17 protein-coding genes and 1 riboswitch are annotated in these 18,928 nt (G+C 66.3%); of the genes, 11 read left to right on the top strand and 6 right to left on the bottom strand.

Annotated elements, in window-relative coordinates; genetic code table 11:
* Positions 1-8: 8 nt before the first annotated feature.
* The gene (gene pabB / locus AC1MCA_RS11855) at positions 9-2,111 is read left to right on the top strand and encodes an aminodeoxychorismate synthase component I (RefSeq protein WP_479797328.1); all 2,103 of its coding nucleotides are present in this window, start codon (positions 9-11) and stop codon (positions 2,109-2,111) included.
* Positions 2,112-2,117: 6 nt separating this feature from the next.
* Here the strand turns inward: pabB and cls are convergent, their stop codons facing one another.
* The gene (cls, locus tag AC1MCA_RS11850; RefSeq protein WP_479803370.1) at positions 2,118-3,590 is read right to left on the bottom strand and encodes a cardiolipin synthase; all 1,473 of its coding nucleotides are present in this window, start codon (positions 3,588-3,590) and stop codon (positions 2,118-2,120) included.
* Positions 3,591-3,689: 99 nt separating this feature from the next.
* On the opposite strand from cls, the gene AC1MCA_RS11845 reads away from it, so the two are divergent.
* From AC1MCA_RS11845 to AC1MCA_RS11835, 3 genes are all read left to right on the top strand, one after another.
* The gene (locus AC1MCA_RS11845; protein ID WP_479797326.1) at positions 3,690-4,631 is read left to right on the top strand and encodes an aminodeoxychorismate lyase; all 942 of its coding nucleotides are present in this window, start codon (positions 3,690-3,692) and stop codon (positions 4,629-4,631) included.
* A gap of 407 nt (positions 4,632-5,038) precedes the next feature.
* On the top strand, positions 5,039-6,082 hold the full coding sequence (locus AC1MCA_RS11840; protein WP_479797324.1) for an NAD(P)-dependent alcohol dehydrogenase: 1,044 nt from the start codon (positions 5,039-5,041) through the stop codon (positions 6,080-6,082).
* Positions 6,083-6,209: 127 nt separating this feature from the next.
* On the top strand, positions 6,210-6,695 hold the full coding sequence (locus tag AC1MCA_RS11835) for an NUDIX hydrolase (RefSeq protein ID WP_479797321.1): 486 nt from the start codon (positions 6,210-6,212) through the stop codon (positions 6,693-6,695).
* Here AC1MCA_RS11835 and AC1MCA_RS11830 read toward each other — a convergent pair.
* The gene (locus tag AC1MCA_RS11830; protein ID WP_479797317.1) at positions 6,616-8,217 is read right to left on the bottom strand and encodes a glycoside hydrolase family 43 protein; all 1,602 of its coding nucleotides are present in this window, start codon (positions 8,215-8,217) and stop codon (positions 6,616-6,618) included. The genes AC1MCA_RS11835 and AC1MCA_RS11830 overlap by 80 nt on opposite strands.
* A gap of 203 nt (positions 8,218-8,420) precedes the next feature.
* Between AC1MCA_RS11830 and AC1MCA_RS11825 the strand changes: the two genes are divergently transcribed.
* Positions 8,421-8,885, top strand: a complete 465-nt coding sequence (locus tag AC1MCA_RS11825) for a pyridoxamine 5'-phosphate oxidase family protein (protein WP_108598370.1) — start codon at positions 8,421-8,423, stop codon at positions 8,883-8,885.
* Between the two features lie 82 nt (positions 8,886-8,967).
* Here the strand turns inward: AC1MCA_RS11825 and AC1MCA_RS11820 are convergent, their stop codons facing one another.
* A complete protein-coding gene (locus tag AC1MCA_RS11820) occupies positions 8,968-9,678 on the bottom strand; it encodes a TetR/AcrR family transcriptional regulator C-terminal domain-containing protein (RefSeq protein ID WP_479797312.1) in 711 nt (236 codons plus the stop codon).
* A gap of 222 nt (positions 9,679-9,900) precedes the next feature.
* Here AC1MCA_RS11820 and AC1MCA_RS11815 point away from each other — a divergent pair, with 222 nt between their 5' ends.
* The 3 genes from AC1MCA_RS11815 (at position 9,901) to AC1MCA_RS11805 (ending at position 12,260) form a co-directional block, all read left to right on the top strand.
* Positions 9,901-10,155, top strand: coding sequence for a hypothetical protein (locus AC1MCA_RS11815; protein WP_479797310.1), 255 nt, complete (start codon positions 9,901-9,903; stop codon positions 10,153-10,155).
* Between the two features lie 258 nt (positions 10,156-10,413).
* Positions 10,414-10,971, top strand: coding sequence for a GNAT family N-acetyltransferase (locus AC1MCA_RS11810; RefSeq protein ID WP_479797306.1), 558 nt, complete (start codon positions 10,414-10,416; stop codon positions 10,969-10,971).
* A 92-nt stretch (positions 10,972-11,063) separates the two neighbouring features.
* The gene (locus AC1MCA_RS11805) at positions 11,064-12,260 is read left to right on the top strand and encodes an acetyl-CoA C-acetyltransferase (protein ID WP_479803368.1); all 1,197 of its coding nucleotides are present in this window, start codon (positions 11,064-11,066) and stop codon (positions 12,258-12,260) included.
* Positions 12,261-12,309: 49 nt separating this feature from the next.
* Here AC1MCA_RS11805 and opgC read toward each other — a convergent pair whose 3' ends face one another.
* Together opgC and AC1MCA_RS11795 are read right to left on the bottom strand one after the other, a co-directional pair.
* On the bottom strand, positions 12,310-14,787 hold the full coding sequence (gene opgC / locus AC1MCA_RS11800; protein ID WP_479797302.1) for an OpgC domain-containing protein: 2,478 nt from the start codon (positions 14,785-14,787) through the stop codon (positions 12,310-12,312).
* 129 nt (positions 14,788-14,916) lie between these two features.
* Complete coding sequence (locus tag AC1MCA_RS11795) at positions 14,917-15,435, bottom strand: hypothetical protein (protein ID WP_479797297.1); 519 nt, start codon at positions 15,433-15,435, stop codon at positions 14,917-14,919.
* 125 nt (positions 15,436-15,560) lie between these two features.
* A riboswitch (SAM riboswitch) is annotated at positions 15,561-15,676 on the top strand.
* 13 nt (positions 15,677-15,689) lie between these two features.
* Here AC1MCA_RS11795 and AC1MCA_RS11790 point away from each other — a divergent pair.
* Genes AC1MCA_RS11790 through AC1MCA_RS11780 form a run of 3 tightly spaced genes read left to right on the top strand, consistent with a single transcriptional unit; the run spans position 15,690 to position 17,626 of the window.
* Positions 15,690-15,947: a DUF1737 domain-containing protein gene (locus AC1MCA_RS11790; protein ID WP_479797294.1), complete on the top strand. Its 258-nt coding sequence runs from the start codon at positions 15,690-15,692 to the stop codon at positions 15,945-15,947.
* Positions 15,944-16,354, top strand: coding sequence for a rhodanese-like domain-containing protein (locus AC1MCA_RS11785; protein WP_479797290.1), 411 nt, complete (start codon positions 15,944-15,946; stop codon positions 16,352-16,354). The genes AC1MCA_RS11790 and AC1MCA_RS11785 overlap by 4 nt, the downstream gene beginning before the upstream one ends.
* Positions 16,355-17,626 carry an O-succinylhomoserine sulfhydrylase gene (locus AC1MCA_RS11780; RefSeq protein ID WP_479797287.1) on the top strand — a complete coding sequence of 424 codons (1,272 nt, stop codon included), beginning with the start codon at positions 16,355-16,357 and terminating at the stop codon, positions 17,624-17,626. It abuts the gene before it with no gap.
* Here AC1MCA_RS11780 and AC1MCA_RS11775 read toward each other — a convergent pair.
* A complete protein-coding gene (locus AC1MCA_RS11775; protein WP_479797284.1) occupies positions 17,623-18,828 on the bottom strand; it encodes a glycosyl hydrolase in 1,206 nt (401 codons plus the stop codon). The genes AC1MCA_RS11780 and AC1MCA_RS11775 overlap by 4 nt on opposite strands.
* Positions 18,829-18,928: the final 100 nt, after the last annotated feature.

Raw genomic sequence — 18,928 nt, 5'->3', positions numbered from 1 at the left:
TCTATTTCATGATCCCCGCACCTGTAATCATCGCCATTGACGGGCGATCCGGCGCAGGGAAGACCACTCTTGCCATCGAACTGGCCGCACTGCTGCGGAACCACCACAAGGTGGCGCTCTTTCATCTCGAGGACATTTACCCCGGGTGGAACGGCCTCACGGCAGGGATCGAACGCTACGTTTCGACAGTGCTCACGCCCTTGAGCCGCGGTAACCACGCCAGGTGGATCAGCTGGGACTGGGCCAACCATTACGACGGCGACGCCCGCGTCACTGCCCCGGCTGAGATTGTCATCGTGGAGGGCGTCGGGGCCGCCGCCCAGGAGGCCCGGCCACTGCTCAGCGCCGTCATCTGGGCCGATTCGCCGGACAGCGTCCGCCGGGTACGGGCGCTTCAACGCGACGGCGGAACGTACGAACCTTTTTGGGACCAGTGGGCCGCCCAGGAGGAAGCGTGGCTGGCGGAGGACGACGTCCCTCACGAGGCTGATATCCGGGTGCTCAACAAGGCAGATGGGTCAGCCCCGCCAGACGTGCTGCAGGCCCTCACCTACCTGCCCGCCCTCGGTCCGGTGCTGATCCCGGAGCTTGCGGCCCGCCGCGGCCTCAAGCTGCGGGCGGAGCGGCTTGAATCCCGGCCGGACGCCCCCGCCCTCTTCAGGACGCTTTACGGCAGCTCCGGGAACGCTGTGTGGCTGGACTCCTCCAATGCCTCCGCGGTCACCGGCGGGATTCCCCCCGCCACGGCTGACCAGTCCCCCGCCGACGCCGCGCCCTCCCCTGCCAGGGAACGCAGCCGCTTCAGCATCCTCGCGGACGACGCCGGGACGTTTGGCCAGGCGGTCACCCACCGCTGCGGTGAAAGCCTGATGACCGCCGGCTCAGCCACCGCCCGCGTGCGCGGCCCGTTCTTTCGCTGGCTCGATACGGTCTGGGGACGCAGGGCCCTCCGCAGCCCGGACGGCTACCCCGGAGATTTCACCCTGGGCTGGCTGGGCTGCCTGGGTTATGAGCTCAAGCGCGAAACCGGGGGGACGGACGTGACCGCACCCACCCCCGACGCGGCACTGATCTTCGCAGGCCGGGCAATCGTGCTGGATCATGCCGAAGGAACGGCCTGGCTCCTCGCTTTGGAAGCCCCGGATGCCGACGAGTGGCTGGAAGCCGCCCGCACCGCCGTGGCCGCAGCGGCAGCCCCTGCTCCGGATCCCCTCCACACAGGAGTGCCCGGCGGCATTGCGTTCAGCGGCCGGGACACCGAGGACGCCTACAAATCCAAGATCGCTGCGGCCCAGCACGAAATCCACGAGGGGAATTCGTACGAGGTCTGCCTCACCACCACCATGACGGCCCGGGTGCCTGCCGCCGAGGCCGCGCCGTGGCCGGTGTATCTGGCGCTGCGGCAAAAAAACCCGGCGCCGTTCGCCAGCTACCTCAGGTTCGGCGCCCTCACCGTGGCCAGCACGTCACCGGAGCGGTTCCTGAAGATCACGTCCGACGGCGGCATGCGCGCCGAACCGATCAAAGGCACCCGCCGCCGGGGTGCTGATCCGGAGAGTGACAGGCAGCTGCGTGAGGAGCTGTCGTCGTCGCTGAAGGACCGCGCTGAGAACATCATGATCGTGGACCTCCTGCGGAACGACCTCAGCCACTTCGCCGAACCCGGCACCGTCACCGTCAGCCGGCTCTGCGAGATCGAAAGCTACGCCACCGTCCACCAGATGGTCAGCACCATCGATGCGCAGCTGTTGCCCGGCTCGCCAAGGGCAGAAGCGGTGGCCGCGTGTTTCCCCGCCGGCTCCATGACCGGCGCCCCGAAGATCAGCACCATGGCCATCCTTGACCGGCTGGAAAACGGGCCGCGTGGACTGTACTCCGGCGCTATCGGCTACTTTTCGCTGAACGGCGCCACGGACCTGGCCGTTGCCATCCGCACCCTGGTGACCACCACGGAGCCCGGGGAAGGCACCACTGAGCCGTCGGCGCTCCTGGCCCTCGGCGTCGGCGGCGCCATCACCGCGGATTCCGTGCCGGAGGAGGAATACGACGAAATCCGGGTGAAGGCCTACGGCGTACTCTCCACGCTGGGCGCAGAGTTCCCCGCCGGCTGACCAGGACTACTGGACGGTTGCCGTCAGCCGCGCCACGTTGTCCACGTACCGGGCTGCCAGCGGACGCCGCACCCATTCCTCAAGCAGGAGTTCGCTGGAAATGCCGCGGTAGGTGTTCTCCACGGCCCGCATGCTGTTGACGATGTCCGCGCCCAGCAGCATCACCGAGACCTCCATGTTCAGCGAGAAGGACCGCATGTCCATGTTGCTCGAGCCCAGGACGGCCACTTCGTCGTCGATGGTGAAGTGCTTGGCATGCAGCACAAACGGCGCCTGGTAGAGGTAGATCCGGACGCCTGCCTCCAGCAGTGCCTCGTAGTACGAGCGCTGGGCGTGGTGGACCAGGAACTGATCGCCCTTTTCGGAGACGAACAGCTCCACGTCCACACCGCGCTGGGCTGCCGTGGTGATGGCGTAGAGCAGGGAATCGTCCGGCACGAAGTACGGGCTGCAGATGGAGATCCGGTGCTGCGCCGAGTAGATGAGGGTGTTGAACAAGCGCAGGTTGTTTTCGGTGATGAATCCGGGGCCGCTGGGCACCACCTGGGCGGTGACGTTGCCCGGTTCCGGGTTGGCGGGGAGCTGCAGCTGGTATTCCAGGGACTCGTCGGTTTCGCTGAGCCAGTCGGTGGCGAAGACAACGTTCAGTGTGGTGACGATCGGCCCGCGCATGCAAGCCATCAGCTCCACCCATTCGCGGCCGGCTTTGCGGTGCCGTTTGTTGTTGTATGACGGCTCGATCAGGTTCTGCGAGCCCGTGAAGGCTATTTCGCCGTCGATCACCATGATCTTGCGGTGGTTGCGCAGGTCCGGCCGGCGCCACTGGCCCTGGGTGGGCAACAGCGGGAGCATCCGCCTCCACTGCATTTTGCCTGCCTTGAGCCGCTTCAGGAAGTTGCGGTATCCCGCGACCCGCAGGGTGCCGATGTGATCGAAGAGGACCCGGACTTCCACGCCGCGTTCGGCAGCCTCCTCGAGGGCGGTCAGCAGATCATTGGTGATGTGGTCCGTGCTCATGATGTAGAACTCGGCGTTGACGAACTTCTTGGCTTTCCGCACGGCCTCGGTCATGGCCAGGATCGAATCGGGATAGCCGGGGATGAGTTCGACGGAGTTGCCGTCCACCATGGGCAGTGAGCCCAGCCGGCGGTTCAGTTCACCGGCGGACTTCACCCATTCCGGGCCGGGGTAGTCACTTTCGACGTCGGCGAGCGCCGAGATGCCCGAACGCACCCGGGTGTTGACGATCTCCTGCTGCTGCCGCCGGCGGCTGGAGAGCTTGAAGTTGCCGAAGAGCAGGAAGAGGATCAGGCCAACGAACGGGACGAAGAAGATGCCCAGCAGCCACGCCATGGCGGTGGTGGGACGCCTGTTGCCGGGAATGATGCCAACGGCCAGGACCCTGATCACCAGGTCGGCCAGGCCGAGCAGCACCACAACCCATCCCGGGGCCGTACCCAACAGCGAAACTGGCCACAGCACTCGATTTAACCCCCGCAGTAAGCACCCCGGCGGACGGATTCCGGCCGGGGCAATGACCCCCAGCTTATCTGCGGCGGGCCCGACTAAGCTGGAGCCATGACTTCTCCTGCCACTGTGGTGCTTGTTTTCCTGGACCCGGAGCTTCCGGCCGGCCGGCTGGCTGATGCTACGCAGCCGCAGCTGCTGGCCACGGACCAGGGTGCCACGCGCGGCGACGGCGTCTTCGAGTCGATGCTCTCTGTGGGCGGCACGGTGCGGAAGCTGCAGGCCCATCTGGACCGGCTGGGCGGCTCGGCCGAGGTCCTCGATCTGGTGATTCCCGGCCAGGACCGGTGGCGCGCGGCCATCGAAACCGGGCTGGCAGAACACCGGAGCCAGCACCCAGCGCCTGCAGAGTCCGGGGACGAACTGGTGGTAAAGCTCATAGCCACCCGCGGCGTGGAAGGCGCGGACTCACCCACGTGCTGGGTCCAGGTCTCTCCCGTCGGCGCCGCCGGACGCCGCCAGCGCGAGACAGGCATCGACGTCATCCTGTTGGACCGCGGCTACGACAGCGACGTCGCCGAAGGCGCGCCGTGGCTGTTGCTCGGCGCCAAAACGCTCTCCTACGCGGTGAACATGGCGGCCCTCCGCCACGCCCGCACGCAGGGCGCAGACGACGTCATCTTCACTTCCTCGGACGGCCGGGTCCTGGAGGGCCCCACCTCCACCGTTCTGCTGGCCCACCTGGAGACAACCGACGACGGCGAAGGCGGTACGCGCATCATCCGCCGCCTCATCACGCCGCAGCTGGACAGCGGCATCCTCCCCGGAACCTCCCAGGGAGCCCTGTTCACAGCCGCCAAAGCTGCCGGCTGGGAACTCGGCTACGGTCCGCTGGAACCGCAGGACCTGCTCGACGCCGATGCAGTGTGGTTGATTTCCAGCATCAGGCTGCTCGCACCGGTCAACCATATCGACGGCAAGGAAATCGGAACACCGGCCCTGCAGAAACAGCTGACTGCCGAACTCAACGCCCTGTACGCCGGGATTCAGTAGCACCGTCCCGGGTTTCAGCGCTTCCTGGCCGGCAGGGCCGTTGGGAGGCACTGCCAGTACCGGTATCAGCAGGGACTCCCTCAGTGGCCGCCGATGCTGTTTGCTGGAGAGCAAGCCAGGGAGAGGAACCACGATTCGAACGACGGCTGGCGCCCTTGGTAGGCTGGAAACTGCCCAGTACGCGGATGTGCGCATGGGTTTGGCACCGTAACGGGATTCCGGCAGCTTGATGTTCACCATCGGCAGTCCGGGCGGCGAGGCCCCCGGCCCGCACTCCGCCCCATGTACTCCGCCACTGACCGGCACGCCCGGGAAACTGCGGCTGACCGTGTCAGCTCCACCTGATCGGGTCCTGAATCCTCTCCCCGCACCGACTGAATCATTCGAACAATCAACACTGGAGAAGAATGCTTACCGTTAACGCTTACGCTGCACCGTCCGCAACCGGGGATCTCGTTCCCACCACGATCGAACGCCGGGACGTCGGACCCCATGACGTGCTCATCGACATTAAGTTCGCCGGCATCTGCCATTCCGACATCCACACTGTCCGCGGCGACTGGGGACCCCAGAGCTACCCGCTGGCCCCCGGCCACGAAATAGCCGGCATCGTCACCGAGGTGGGTACCGACGTGACCAAACACAAGGTGGGCGACCGTGTGGGCGTCGGCTGCATGGTCAACTCCTGCCGTGAATGCGCCAACTGTGTCAAGGGCGAAGAACAGTACTGCCTGGCCGGAAACGTGGGCACCTACGGCGCAGTGGACCGCGACGGCACCATCACCCAGGGCGGATACTCCACCCACGTCGTCGTGACCGAGGACTTCGTGGTGCGAATCCCCGAAGGCATCGAGCTCGACGTCGCCGCTCCCCTCCTGTGCGCAGGCATCACCACATACTCCCCCTTGCGGCACTGGGGTGCCGGCCCCGGCAAGAAGGTCGCCGTCGTCGGACTCGGCGGACTCGGCCACATGGCCGTCAAGCTCGCCCACGCCATGGGCGCCGAGGTCACGGTCCTCTCCCAGTCGCTGAAGAAGCAGGAGGACGGCCTCCGCCTGGGCGCCGACCACTACTTCGCAACCAGCGACGAGAACACCTTCACCGATCTGGCCGGCAGCTTCGACCTGATCATCAACACCGTCAGCGCGTCGATCGACATCAGCTCCTACCTGCAGCTGCTGACCCTTGACGGTGCCCTGGTGAACGTCGGTGCACCGGCGGAACCGCTCCCGGTGAACGCGTTCGCCCTCATCATGGGCCGCCGGTCCTTCGCCGGTTCAATGATCGGCGGCATCCGCGAAACCCAGGAGATGCTGGACTTCTGCGCCCAGCACGGTATCGGGTCCGAGATCGAGGTCATCCCGGCCGGCAAGATCAACGACGCCTATGAGCGGGTCCTCGCCTCGGACGTGCGCTACCGCTTCGTGATCGACACCGCGACCCTGAGCTGATCCTATGAGCTGACGCTCAAGCGGCCAATCTCAAGCGGCCGATAACGGAGGCGGGCACCGGCCAAGTGCCCGCCTCCGTTGCTGTCCCTTTCCCGCCCAGGTATAGCCTTGGCGGGGAGGAACAGAAATGGCAGTTCGAAGTGCAGGAATCCTGTTGTACCGGCACGGCCCGGCAGCCGGGCTTGAAGTCTGGATAGCCCATATGGGCGGACCGTTCTGGGCGCGCAAGCCGACCCAGTCGTGGTCAATCCCCAAAGGCGAATACGGGGCAGGGGAAGATCCGCTGCTGGCCGCTTTGCGGGAGTTCACAGAGGAGATCGGTACACCCCCGCCGCCCGTGGACTACCTGCCACTGGGCGGGTTCCGGCAGCCGTCAGGGAAAATCATCACCGTGTTCGCAGCGGAGTCCGATTTCCGGCCCGAACAGATAGTGAGCAACACTTTTCCGCTGGAATGGCCCAGGGGATCAGGCAGGATCCAGGAGTTCCCGGAGGTGGACGACGCCCGGTGGGTTGCCGAACCCGACGCCCGGATCAAACTGGTGAAGGGCCAGCTTCCGGTTCTGGATGCCCTCCTGAAGCATCTGGGTGACTGGTCCGGGCCCATTGACTGACTGCTGAATACTCGAAGCGTTCCAGCACCGCGCTGCCGCCACTGGCTGATACTCCAATGACCCGGCCGGTGAATCCGCCGGCCACCTCCGTAGACAGATAGCGGCCGTCGAGCCGGGCCAGCACCGTCAGCTTCCCGTCCGCACGGAACCCCAGCGACACTTCATCCGGCCCGAAGTTCTTCCCGGGCTGGCCTGCCGACGGTGCCTCGGCGCAGGCGATCTCCAACTCCAGGGGCGAACCGCCCAGGCGGCGTTCCGCCGTCGCGATTTCCTGCTGCAGCGGGCCAATCCGTGCCAGCGCCCGCACGGTGCCACCGTCAACCTGGACGGCGTACCAATGCGAACCGTCAATCCTGAGCACCAGTTCAGCGGCTCCTTCCACCGGCCTGAGAGTGGCGCGCGCTACCCACGTTTCATCGCGCACCCGGGTGGCGAGCAGCGGCACGGTCCCTGCAGCACCGTCTTCACCCACGCCGGAGAGGTGGCGGCCTGAACCGGGGGCATGCCGGCTGAACGACGCCGGATCGTTGCCCGGTGAAACCCATCTCAGGTGCAGCGCAGCGGACGAAAAGTCATCCGTGAAGGACGTGTCCGGCGCCGGGATACGAAAGCGTTCCTCCTCGAAGCGGGGCCAGCCGTCCTCCCAGTCAATGCCGGCAAGGAACGTCTCCCGGCCGAGCACGTGATAGCCGGGGCTGGAGCCGCGGATCCGCACGCCCAGGTGGACTGCAGCCCAGCCGCCGTCGGGGCCCTGCACAAGGTCCGCGTGCCCCACGTTCTGAACGGGGGTACCCAGGCTGCGGTGGCTGAACACGGGGTTGTCAGGGTGCGGCTCGAATGGCCCGGTGGGGGACGTGCTCCGGCTGATGGACACCGAGTGGCCCCGCTCAGTGCCGCCTTCGGCGATCATCAGGTACCACCAGCCACCAGTCCGGTAAAGGTGCGGACCCTCCGGGTGCGCCAGGCCCGATCCCTGCCAGAGTTTTCGGGGGCTCTCCAGCAGCCTGCCCTCCTCCGGATCCAGCCGGGCCTGGACCACGCCCGAGCCGCCTGCGCCGGGGCCAAAACCCAGCCAGGTGAGGTAGCAGTTTCCCTCGTCGTCCCACGCAATGTCTGGATCGATGCCCGGTGTGCCCGCAATCGGGACCGGTTCGCTCCATGGCCCGGCGGGATCGGCGGCATGGAACAGCAGGTGCCCGCCGCCGAAATCGCTCATGTTGGTGGTCACGAACCAGAACTGTCCGTTGTGGTGGCGGAGCGTGGACCCGAAAATGCCGCCCGACCTGCGCCTGTCCCCGGCCACGAACTGGCTCCGGCGGGTCAGGATGTTTCCGATCTGCTCCCACTGGACCAGATCGCGGCTGTGGAAAATCGGCGCCCCGGGAAAATACTCAAAGCTCGAAGTCGCCAGATAGAAATCGTCCCCCACACGGCAGATGGTGGGGTCCGGGAAGAAACCGGGGATGACGGGTGTCAGGGAGCCCGGTGTGAGGCCCCTGCTCCCGGGGTTGCTGTCTGTCACTGAGCTTCTTCTGCCCTCCGCCGGGGGCCTGGGCGAACCACCAGGCCGGGAGACTTCACCGTAACTGCCCGCGCAGGTGCGAAAGGAGCCTGGTTCCAATGGCTGAAACGACGAAAGCCGGCCGGAAGAATTTGCCCGCGGAATTTGGCCAAGTGCTGGTCAGGCCCTGTTGGGCCGGGAGCCCGGGCCGTAAGGTGTGGTGCATGAACTCGCACACGGAGCCGAACATCAACCTGACGTTTGACGAATGCTGGGAACTGCTCGCCAACGACGCTGTGGGCCGCCTGGCCCTGGTCGTTGACGGCCACCCCGAGATCTTTCCGGTGAACTATGCCCTGGACCGCAGGAGCATCGTCTTCCGGACCTCCGCCGGCACCAAACTGTGGGTGGCCTCATCCGAGCGGCCTGCGGCCCTGGAAATCGACGGCTACGACCCTCACACCGAGGAAGCCTGGAGTGTTGTGGTGCGGGGCGACACGGCGCTGATCGAGGACCAGGCTGAAAAGGATGCCGTTGATGCCCTCAGCCTGGAGCCCTGGCAGCCGGGAAGCAAGGAGCACTACATCCGGCTGAACGCCCGGGCCCTGACCGGGCGCCGCTTCAAAGTCAATAAGCCCGATGTGTGGAACACGAGGCTTTCGGACCGGCGCAGGGCGTCGTTCGAGTAGCACCAGTCCATAACGCCATGCACCGCAGGCAGTTCGCGCGCCTGCGGAGGGCCGGGCCGGTGGCGGGTCAGTCGGTGGCGGGTCAGTCGGTGGCGGACTGCACCGGCTGCGTGAGACTGGATTCCAGGCCGCAAAGCAGGATGGTCAATCCCTGGTCCAGCTCTTCCGCTCCGTCGTAGTCGGCCAGGACAGGTGCAAGGGCCCGGAGCCGGGGGAAGTCCTTGGCCGGCAGCCTGTGCAGTCCGAGCCGGAGCAGCACCTCGTTTTCCTCCGGATCCACAATGAACTCCTGGAGCTCATTGAGGATATGCCCGTACAGGAAGCCGTAGTAGGCGCGGTAAACGTGCAAAGCGTCCGCTGGTTCGAACCCGGCGTCGACCAGGAGCGAGAGGATCTGTTCCAGCGGCCGCAGGGTTCCCAGCGGCCGCAGCCCGAGCGGCGTGGACAGCGGCCTGGTCACGAGCAGCGGGACGACGTTGGGGTGCCGCAGGGCCAGGAGCCGCAGATCGTGGGCGATCCTGCGCAGCTGAGCCTTCCAGTCCGGGTCGTGGGGGAAGATCTCAAGCTCGTTGAAGACAAGCTCTGAGACACCGTCCAGCAACGCTGCCCGGTTTTCGGCGTACCGGTAGAGGCTCATGGGATCGCAGTTCAGCTCCTGCCCCAGCCGCCGCATGGTCAGTGCATCGAGGCCCTCGGTGTCCACCAGGTCCAGCGCGCCTGCCAGCACAATTTCCTTACTCAGCCGGAGCTTCTGAGCGGAAGCTTCGGTTACGGGATCCTTCGGGGAAGCCATGGAAATTCCGTCCTGTGTAGGTGTTGCCCACATGGCCAGCAAATAATAAAGACGCTTGCTGAATCTGTAGTCTACGGCTACAGTCTACATTGTAGGGAAGCTGCTGAAAACAGTTTCCCCGTCACCCGTATCGACACCCCGGACTCCCAGTGCAAGGCGTTCAGGCACGGCTGCTGTAGCCGAACGGCAGCCACATAACGCACCTCGCGGAAGAGAGCCTCCATGGCACATTCCCAGTACGACACATTCCTTTCCGAAGCCACCTCTTGCGACACCGAATTTGAAGTCACCCTCGACAAAGACCCCCTCTACGGCCTCTACACCAGCTGGTGTTACATCAACCAACGCCCGATCCGGAACGAAACCGCCTTCTGGGCAGCCATGAAGGACCGCATCCGCCCCGACCGGAACGGCCTGCGGATGAAGGGTCCGGCCGCTGCCGACTACATCCTGACCAGTTACCCGGGCCTGGTCTAGCCAATGAACGCCCCAGCCTGTTCATACCTTCCCCGGGGCGCCTTGCAGCCCCGGGGAAGTCTTCCGTGGTGCGCGGATTGCGACACGGACCAGCACCTGAGTGTCGGATCCGTAGTGGTACTTGACGCCCGTAAGGACACCTTGGCTGCTGACATCAACTGCAGCCGCTGCCAGGGCTCAAGGGTCCTGGCAACCACAGCAGCTTTCGTGGCGGCCCTTCTCGCCCGGGCGTAGGCAGCAGTGACCCAGGAAAACCTGATGCTTTCGGATCTGACGGTGCCGCTGGTCCGGGGAGTCTGGATCCGGCTGCTCCGCCGCACCGACGCCGCCGGCATGAGCCAGGCGTACAGCCGGAACCGCGATCACCTGGCACCGTGGGAGCCCGCGCGCGATGAGGCGTTCTTTTCGCCTGGCCACCAACTGAACATCATCCAGGCCAAACTCGCCCAGCTTTCGGTGGGCCAGGAAATTCCGTGGGTACTGGTGGACGGCGCCGAGTCCGCGAAAATCATCGGCGCCGTGACGCTGACCGGGATCGTCCGCGGCCCGTTCCTCAATGCCAACCTCGGGTATTGGGTGGATGCCGGCCTGGGCCGCCAGGGCATCGGTTCGGCGGCCGTCAGGTTTGCCGCCAACCAAGCCCGGGAAAGCCTGGGGCTGCACCGGGTCCAGGCAGCCACACTGCTCCACAACGAGCCCTCACGCAGGATCCTCCGGAGCAACGGATTCCAGGAAATCGGGGTTGCCCCGGAGTACCTGAAGATCGCCGGCCGCTGGCAGGACCACCTGCTGCACCAGCTGATCCTTGACGCCTGAAGCAGCGCTGATGCGGGACCGCCAATGGACTGCCGGATTTCGCCTAAGCTGGCCCTGAGACCTCCTGGATCCGCAGCATGGAAAGGCACACCATGGGCAACGACGCTCACATTCCCGTCATCCTCGGCGGCGCCCGCACCCCCTTCGGCCGGTTCCGCGGCGGGTTGTCCTCCCTCACCTCCAGCCAGCTGGGTGCCCACGCCATCCGGAACGCCCTGGAGCGCTCGGGAGTGGCGCCGGAGCAGATCCAGGCAGTGATTGTGGGGCAGGTGATCCAGGCCGGCGCAGGCCAGGGGCCGGCGCGGCAGGCGAGTCTCGCCGCCGGCATCGGCTGGGATGTGCCCACGGTGACCATCAACAAGCTCTGCCTGTCCGGCCTGACAGCCGTGATTGACGCTGCCCGGATGATCCGCGCTGGTGAGGCGGATTTCATCGTCGCAGCAGGCCAGGAGTCCATGACCAACGCCCCGCACCTGTTGCCCCGGCTCCGCAGCGGCGTGGCGATCGGCGATGCCCCGTTGCTGGATTCCCTGAATTTTGACGGCCTGCAGGACCCTGTTTCCGGTGAACTGATGGGGTCCGCCACCGACGCCCGGAACGCCCAACTCGGCATCAGCCGGCAGGAACAGGACACTGTTGCAGCCCGTTCGCACCAACGTGCCGAGGCTGCCAGGGAGGCCGGCATCCTGGCGGCGGAGATCGCCCCGCTGGAGGTGCCGCAACGCCGCGGACCCGCCGTCGTCATTGATGCTGATGAAGGGATCCGTGCCGGCACCACCGCTGAGGCCCTGGCGGCGCTGAAGCCCGCGTTCTCCAAAGACCCGTCAGCCACCATCACTGCCGGTTCCTCGTCTCCACTCTCCGACGGCGCCGCTGCCGTGGTGGTGGCCAGCAAGGCTGCGGCGAAGGCGGCCGGCCTCACGTGGATTGCGGAGATCGGCAGCCACGGTCAAACCGCGGGGCCGGACGGCTCCCTGCACTCCCAGCCGTCCCGCGCCATCGAGCGGGCGCTGAAACTGGAGGGCCTGGGCGTCGATGACCTGGACCTCATTGAGATCAACGAAGCGTTCGCGTCGGTGGTGCTCCAGTCGGCCAAGGACCTCGGGATCGACGCCGGAAGGATCAATGCCGACGGCGGTGCCATCGCCTTGGGCCACCCAGTGGGCGCTTCCGGGGCCCGCCTCGTGCTGCACCAGGCACTCGCGCTGAAACGGCGCGGAGGCGGGACCGGTGTGGTGGCATTGTGCGGCGGCGGCGGCCAGGGCGATGCCCTGATTCTCAGAGCCTGAGCGTTTTCAGAGCCTCAGCATTCTCAAGCCTGAGGCCGGTCCGCGGGCGTCAGGTCGGGATAATGCGGAACAGGAAACGCTTCCGCACCATGATCCACAGCAGCCCGAGGATCACGGCGTAGGCGGCGGTGTTGACCAGGACATCCCCCTGGCGCAGCACCGGGATGTTGGCGATCACCGCGATGAGGACCACGTGAACGACGAACACGTAGAGCGTGGCCTGGCCCAGCGGGATGAGGAACCAGCCCAGGGCACGCTCCACCGGCTTCCAGTAGGCGGTGAGGAACGCGTACGAGGCGACCACCAGGACCAGGACATTGAGCAGGCGTCCGGGGGCAAGGTAGGTCCGCGCAAACCAGGAATCGTACATGGCCCGGTAGGCGCTGTCCGGAATGACGGCCAACCGGATGTCAAAGCCGTTGGCCAGGTACGGATTGCCCCAGGACAGGAACGCGAAAACGGCTGCACCTGCAGTACAGACCACTACTGCCCAGGGGTTCGCCGTCAGCCACGCCACCACTTTCCGCCGGTGGAACCCCGCCACCAGGCCGATCACGAACAGCACCTGCCACACCAGCAGGGGAAACGAGTCCTCGAACTGGGAAGGCAGCAGGCGGAAGCGGGTGGTTGCGCCCAGCGCATAGATGCCCAGTGTCGCCCCCAGCACCCACCAGGCTTTGCCGCGGTTGAGCGCAGCCAGAATCAAAGGGCTGGCCAGCAGCAGGATGACATACAGGCCCATCACATTGAACTGCCACGGCCCGAACTGCAGGAGCAAAATGGCGGGAAGAAGCTGCGGCGGCACCGGAAACTGGAAGAGCGATTCCATGCCGGCATACAGATCGTAAGTCCGCCCGGCAGAGTCATGCCCGGCACCGCCTGTCCCTTGGTCCGTGTACGACGTGAGGGAATCGGTCTGGAAAATCGGCGACAGCGAGACCAGGAAGATGCCCAGCAGCACCACCAGGGCCGTGACATAGAGCTTTCCGGCGCGGCGCGCCGTCAGGTCCACTACCGTGCCGAAGTCGTCCTTGACCCGCGGCCCGTAAACCATGCCTACAACCAGCCCGGAGAACAGTACGAAGAGCTCGGCGCCGGAGACAAAGCCCACCGCCTCCTGCGTCAGCAACTGGAAGAGGGACGTCATCCCCAGGTGGTTCACCACCACAAACACGATGGCCAGGCCGCGCAGCAGGTCCACCCGGGAGTCCCGCTTCGAAGGATCGGTGTAGCCCCACGCCCCTACCGCAGCGACTCTGCGGGGGATCTGCCACAGCGCCACGAGCAGAATGAGCAGGGCCGCTCCAACGCTCCAGGCGGCGGCACCGGTCAGGGTATTGGCCTTGGAGTAAGCCTGCCCGGCCTGGACATCGGTGACCGGTCCGGTGACCAGGCCTGAGGCATCGAGCCGGGCCCGCGCTGCTGCCGCCACATCTGGGTTCCCGGTGATGCTCCAGTCGATGCTGGCAACCCCGCTGTCCCGGGTGCTGACCCGCTCGTCCCAGACAACGGCCGCCGTCCTGCTGAAGCGCTCAGACGTGGCCACGTCAAGAGCCTGGTCCCACCAGGCGCCCTTGATCCCGGCTTCCCCGGCGCCGCCGGTGGACGGGCTGTAAAAGGCGGCCGTCTGCAGGAGGAACGGCTTGTCCCGCTGCTCAACGTAGCTTGCGTAGAAGTCCTCGTTTCCGGCGCCGGCCAGCATCCCCGCCAGCTCCCCGGACGCAGGCACGGTGTTGACGGCAGCCTTCCCGGCAGTGTCATCGTGGTAAGCCGAAAGACCCACCCATTCGACGGCGTCGTCCCCGGGATAGTAGGGCGCATACGCGGCGTCCGCGCCGTCCCAGGCGCCGTCGCCGTTGGTGTCCAGCAGGGCGAAGCCCTCGCTGCCGGCGGCAGGGGCGTTGCGGTTCCGTTCGAAAGGGTAGTCCCGCCCAAGGTAGGGCTCCCAGACCATGACCGTGCCGGCGTCGTCCGTTGCCTTGAATTCGGCCGCAACGGCCCGGAAGGCAGAGCGATATGCGGCGGGCTGTTGCCCCCAGTCCACCCAGCTGCCATTCATGTCCGGGGCAAAACGCACCAGCAACTGGCCCTGGAAAACCGACGAAATGCTGGCGACTTCAGCAGCAAAGGCTTGGGCCGCCGCCGCGTCGAGTTGCTCGAGCGGAACGGTGGGTTTGACGGTGAACATGGCATGGGAGCCCACAGCGGCAGCCTGGTCCAGGAACTGCCGGAGGTTGGTCTCTTCTGCGTCGCGGAACGGGATGGAGATGTCGTGGCCGAAGACCGCGGGGGTAGCCCCCAGCCGTTCGGCAAAGGATTCGGCCGAGTCCTGGCCCCATTCGAGGACAGCGCCCAGCAGGGGCTTGCCCTCCTCCGGAGCCGGTTCGGGCCCGGTGGCTGCGGCAGCACCGGCAGGCAGGAGGCTGAACAGGAGGAGCAGCGCCGCGAGGAACGCTGCAGGCAGCGGGCTGCGGAAACCGGGCGCGGCCGACGGCGGCACGCGTCTGAGTACGGTGGCTTTTGGCATGCTGGTGTGGACCCTCCCCCAGGACGGCTTATCAGTGATGGCGGCCAGTGCCCCCAGCGAAGACTCTATCGTCCCGGCAGGTCCGGGCCGCCGGGCGCGTTCCGGCCGGCCGGTTTGTCATGACCGGCCTTAGCCGGCCAGGATCACCAGCGGCACCAGGCGCTCCGCACACGAGACCCGGACCAGGGCCTGAGGCCCGGACGCCACCCTGTTATTGACTCCGGTGTCGTCGCACCAGTCCACGCCGTAGGGGTAGGCCGACACCCCGGCCTGCCCGGCGGCCATTGCTGCCGGAACAGTGAACACGAAAGTGAAGCCGCCGTCGTCGGTCATGGGGGCCAGTTCCTCCAGCACGTTGACGCCGGCAGCGTCCCGGACCGTCACCTGGACCCTGGCGTCCGCACCGTAGCGTGCATCGCACCTGGTGTCCTGCGCGCGGACCGTGACCTCGTCTCCGGGCCGGGCTTCGGCCGGCGAAACGGTATACGTGGGCGGCATGCAGGGCGGCGGACCTGCAAGGTCCCGGCAACCGGCCAGCCCGGCTACTGCCGCCAGGATCGAAGCGCTGCACAGTGCCGCGGCAGTCAACCGCATGCCGGTTCCCTTCGCGCGCGGCGTCCTCGTATCTCCCCCGCTGCTGTCCCCCATGGCCTGATTGTCCCGCCCGGATGCTGGCCGGAGAAGCACGCGCAGGTTACGAAAATCCGGATTGGTTACGGAACATGACGACGGCGGCGGTGCGGCCGGGTGGGCCGGATGTTACGTTTTTGGGGAGTAATGAGAACCGGCGCCAAGCCCTGACTGGCCGGTCGGCAACCCTCCCTTTCGCGGCGGGGTGCCTCAGGTGAATACTCGGCATATCGACCCATTCGAGCTGCAAGCGTGAAAGAAGGAGTTCCGTCGTGTCTGACGCCCCCGCCCCTGAAGAGAAACTGTTGTACCGGCTCATTACGGGACCGGATGACAGGTCCTTCTGTGAACGGATTTCCACCGCCCTGGCCGAAGGGTATGTCCTGCACGGCAGCCCGGCCGCAACGTCCAACGGCGGCAAGGTGATAGTTGCGCAGGCCCTCATCCTCCCGGCAGCCATCGCAAGCGCTGACGCCGCCGTCGCCACCGCTGTGGACGATCTCGATTTCGACGGCGAGGGCCACGCATGAGCTACGCCGGAGACCTCACCCCCCAGGAAGCCTGGGCCAAGCTGGAACAGGGCGCCATTCTGGTGGACGTCCGCACCGAAGGCGAATGGGCACACATCGGCATCCCGGACACCAAAGCCACCGACAACGATCCCCTGTTCATTCAGTGGACGTTCCCGGGCGGGATCCCCAACCCGGATTTCCTCACCGACCTCACCCAACAGGCACCGGAGGACCCAGCCACCGAGCTCGTGTTCCTCTGCCGTTCGGGCCAGCGGTCCATCGCCGCAGCCATCGCCGCGACGCAGGCCGGCTTCACCTCCTTCAATGTCCTGGAGGGTTTCGAAGGCGAGCCGGACCGCTACGGCGAGCGCACCGTCAACGGCTGGAAGAACCGCGGCCTGCCCACCAACCTCGGAAGCAACTAAGTGACCTTCAACAAAGATGCCGCCGGCTGGAGCCCTGACACCCAGGCGGTCCGCGGCGGACTGGACCGTACCAATTTCCAGGAGACCACCGAGCCGGTGTTCCTGAACTCAGGCTTCGTTTACGAATCCGCAGCCGCAGCCGAACGCGCCTTCACCGGTGAGGACGAACGATTCGTCTACTCCCGCTACGGCAACCCCTCCGTGGCCACGTTCCAGGAGCGGCTCCGCCTGCTGGAGGGCACGGAAGCCTGCTTTGCGACGGCGTCGGGCATGTCCGCCGTTTTCACCGCCCTGGGTGCATTGCTGGCAGCCGGGGACCGGGTTGTGGCCGCACGCTCACTGTTCGGCTCCTGCTTTGTGATCCTGAACGAAATCCTGCCGCGCTGGGGCGTGGAGACGGTGTTCGTGGACGGCCCTGACCTGGACCAGTGGCGCGAAGCCCTGTCCGAGCCCACCACGGCCGTCTTCTTCGAATCGCCGTCGAACCCGATGCAGGAGATCGTGGACATCGCAGCGGTGAGCGAACTCGCGCACGCAGCCGGGGCCACCGTGGTGGTCGACAACGTTTTTGCCACTCCCCTGTTGCAGCGCTGCGGCCAGTTCGGCGCGGACGTGATTGTCTACTCCGGCACCAAGCACATCGACGGCCAGGGCAGGGTCCTGGGCGGGGCCATCCTGGGCACCAGGGAATTCATCGACGGCCCGGTCAAGCAACTGATGCGCCACACGGGACCTGCGCTGTCCGCGTTCAACGCCTGGGTGCTCACCAAGGGCCTGGAAACCATGTCGCTCCGGGTGAACCACTCCTCCGCGTCCGCGCTGCGGCTCGCCGAATGGCTTGAACAGCAGCCGGCCGTCAGCTGGGTCAAGTACCCACTGCTGAAGTCGCATCCCCAGTACGAGCTGGCCGCCAGGCAGATGAAGGCCGGCGGCACCGTCCTCACGCTGGAACTTGCGACGACGGGTGGCCGCTCGGGCAAGGACGCCGCCTTTGCGCTGCTGGATGCGCTGCGGATCATCGACATCTCCAACAACCTCGGCGATGCCAAATCCCTGATCACCCACCCGGCCACCACCACCCACCGTGCCATGGGCCCCGAAGGCCGCGGCGCCATCGGGCTCAGCGACGGCGTGGTGCGGCTTTCGGTTGGCCTGGAGGACGTGGACGATCTCATCGGCGACCTGGAACAGGCGCTTCAAGCAGGTCTGACCCGGCGGGGACTGAGCAGGCAGGATCCGGGCAGGCGCCCTAGCGGCGGGAAGCCCCTTTAGCGGCGGGAAGCCAGCGCTGACGAGAGGGCGGACGCTGACGCGGCACTGCTGTTGATCCGCCAGTCGGTCTCCTTGTTCAGGTTGAACCACACGATCCCGGAGACGTCAGGCTGTGCCCTCAGGTAGGAGACAAGCGCCGTGTTCCAGTCCGGCTTGCTGCCGCCGGTCTCGGTGCTTGCTGTTTCGGTGATGACAATCTGTTTGCCGGGGGCGATCGTCCGGAGCTCCGCCAGATGGGGACCGAACACGGCTGCGGGCAATTGCCAGGAACTCCATACCTGGGTTGTTCCCCAGTTGTAGGCGTCCAGGCCCACGGTGTCCACATACGCATCGCCCGGATACAGCCCGGCGGTTTCAACCGATCCGCCTCCGTTGGGCGCCCACACCCAGTTCACATTGGCTGCTCCGGCCGCGCTGACGAGATCGTGCACGTGCCGCCATGCCTGAATGTATTCCCCGGGGCCATTGCCGTTGACCGCTTCAGCCCACGGGTACCAATTGCCGTTCATTTCGTGGGCAAACCGAAGCATCATCGGCTTGCCCCAGGATGCAAGCGCGGCCGCCCACTGGCTGATGTACGGGTCGAAGTCTCCTGCGGTGATGCGTGCCAGAGCATAGCCCGGCTGGGTTACGCCGGCGCCGGCGATCCACGGTTCCCAGGTGACCAGCGGCATCGCGCCGCGCTGCACCACCGATTCGAGTTCGGAAACCGGCGGGGCCTGCCGGAAGTCCTTGTAGGACAGGACGATGCCCGGGCTTTCCCCCACGAGTGCCGCCACGGCATCAAGCTCAGCAGTGGCCGCGGCTCCCCCTGGGGTGGCGACGCCGAACCGAAGGAACGCCGCGCTGACAGGCGGCACACCGGCCAGGACGCTGAACGTTGTGGTGACGGACGTCTTGCCGGCAGCCGCCGTCAGTGCCACAGGACCCTGCGCGGCGGCCGCTATGGTGGCCACCGCGCTGAAGGATCCGCCCTTGCTGGTCTGAAAAGGTACTGGCGCCGAGCCGCCCGTCACGGTGCCCGAGGACGATCGCGGAAACCCTGATCCACTGAGCGTCACGCTGCTGCCGGGCGGACCGGCTGAGGGTGTGAGGGTGACGGCCGGGGCCGGGGCTGCCGTGGCTGCGGTTGCCCCCACGCCGACGCTGACAGCGGCCAGCCCTATTCCCAGCAGCGCGCTGCGTCGCGTCGGATGTTCCATGCATCGTCCCCCTTGTATGCGATGCGTACCTCGACGCGCCGTTGGCCAATACTATTCAGCAGCCGGGGCAAAGGGAATGGTTCGGGCAGGGCGAATCGTG

The sequence above is a fragment of the Arthrobacter sp. BK1 genome, assembly GCF_056680055.1.
Note: the sequence above shows the minus strand (reverse complement) of the source record. Positions and strands in the feature narration are given on the sequence as shown.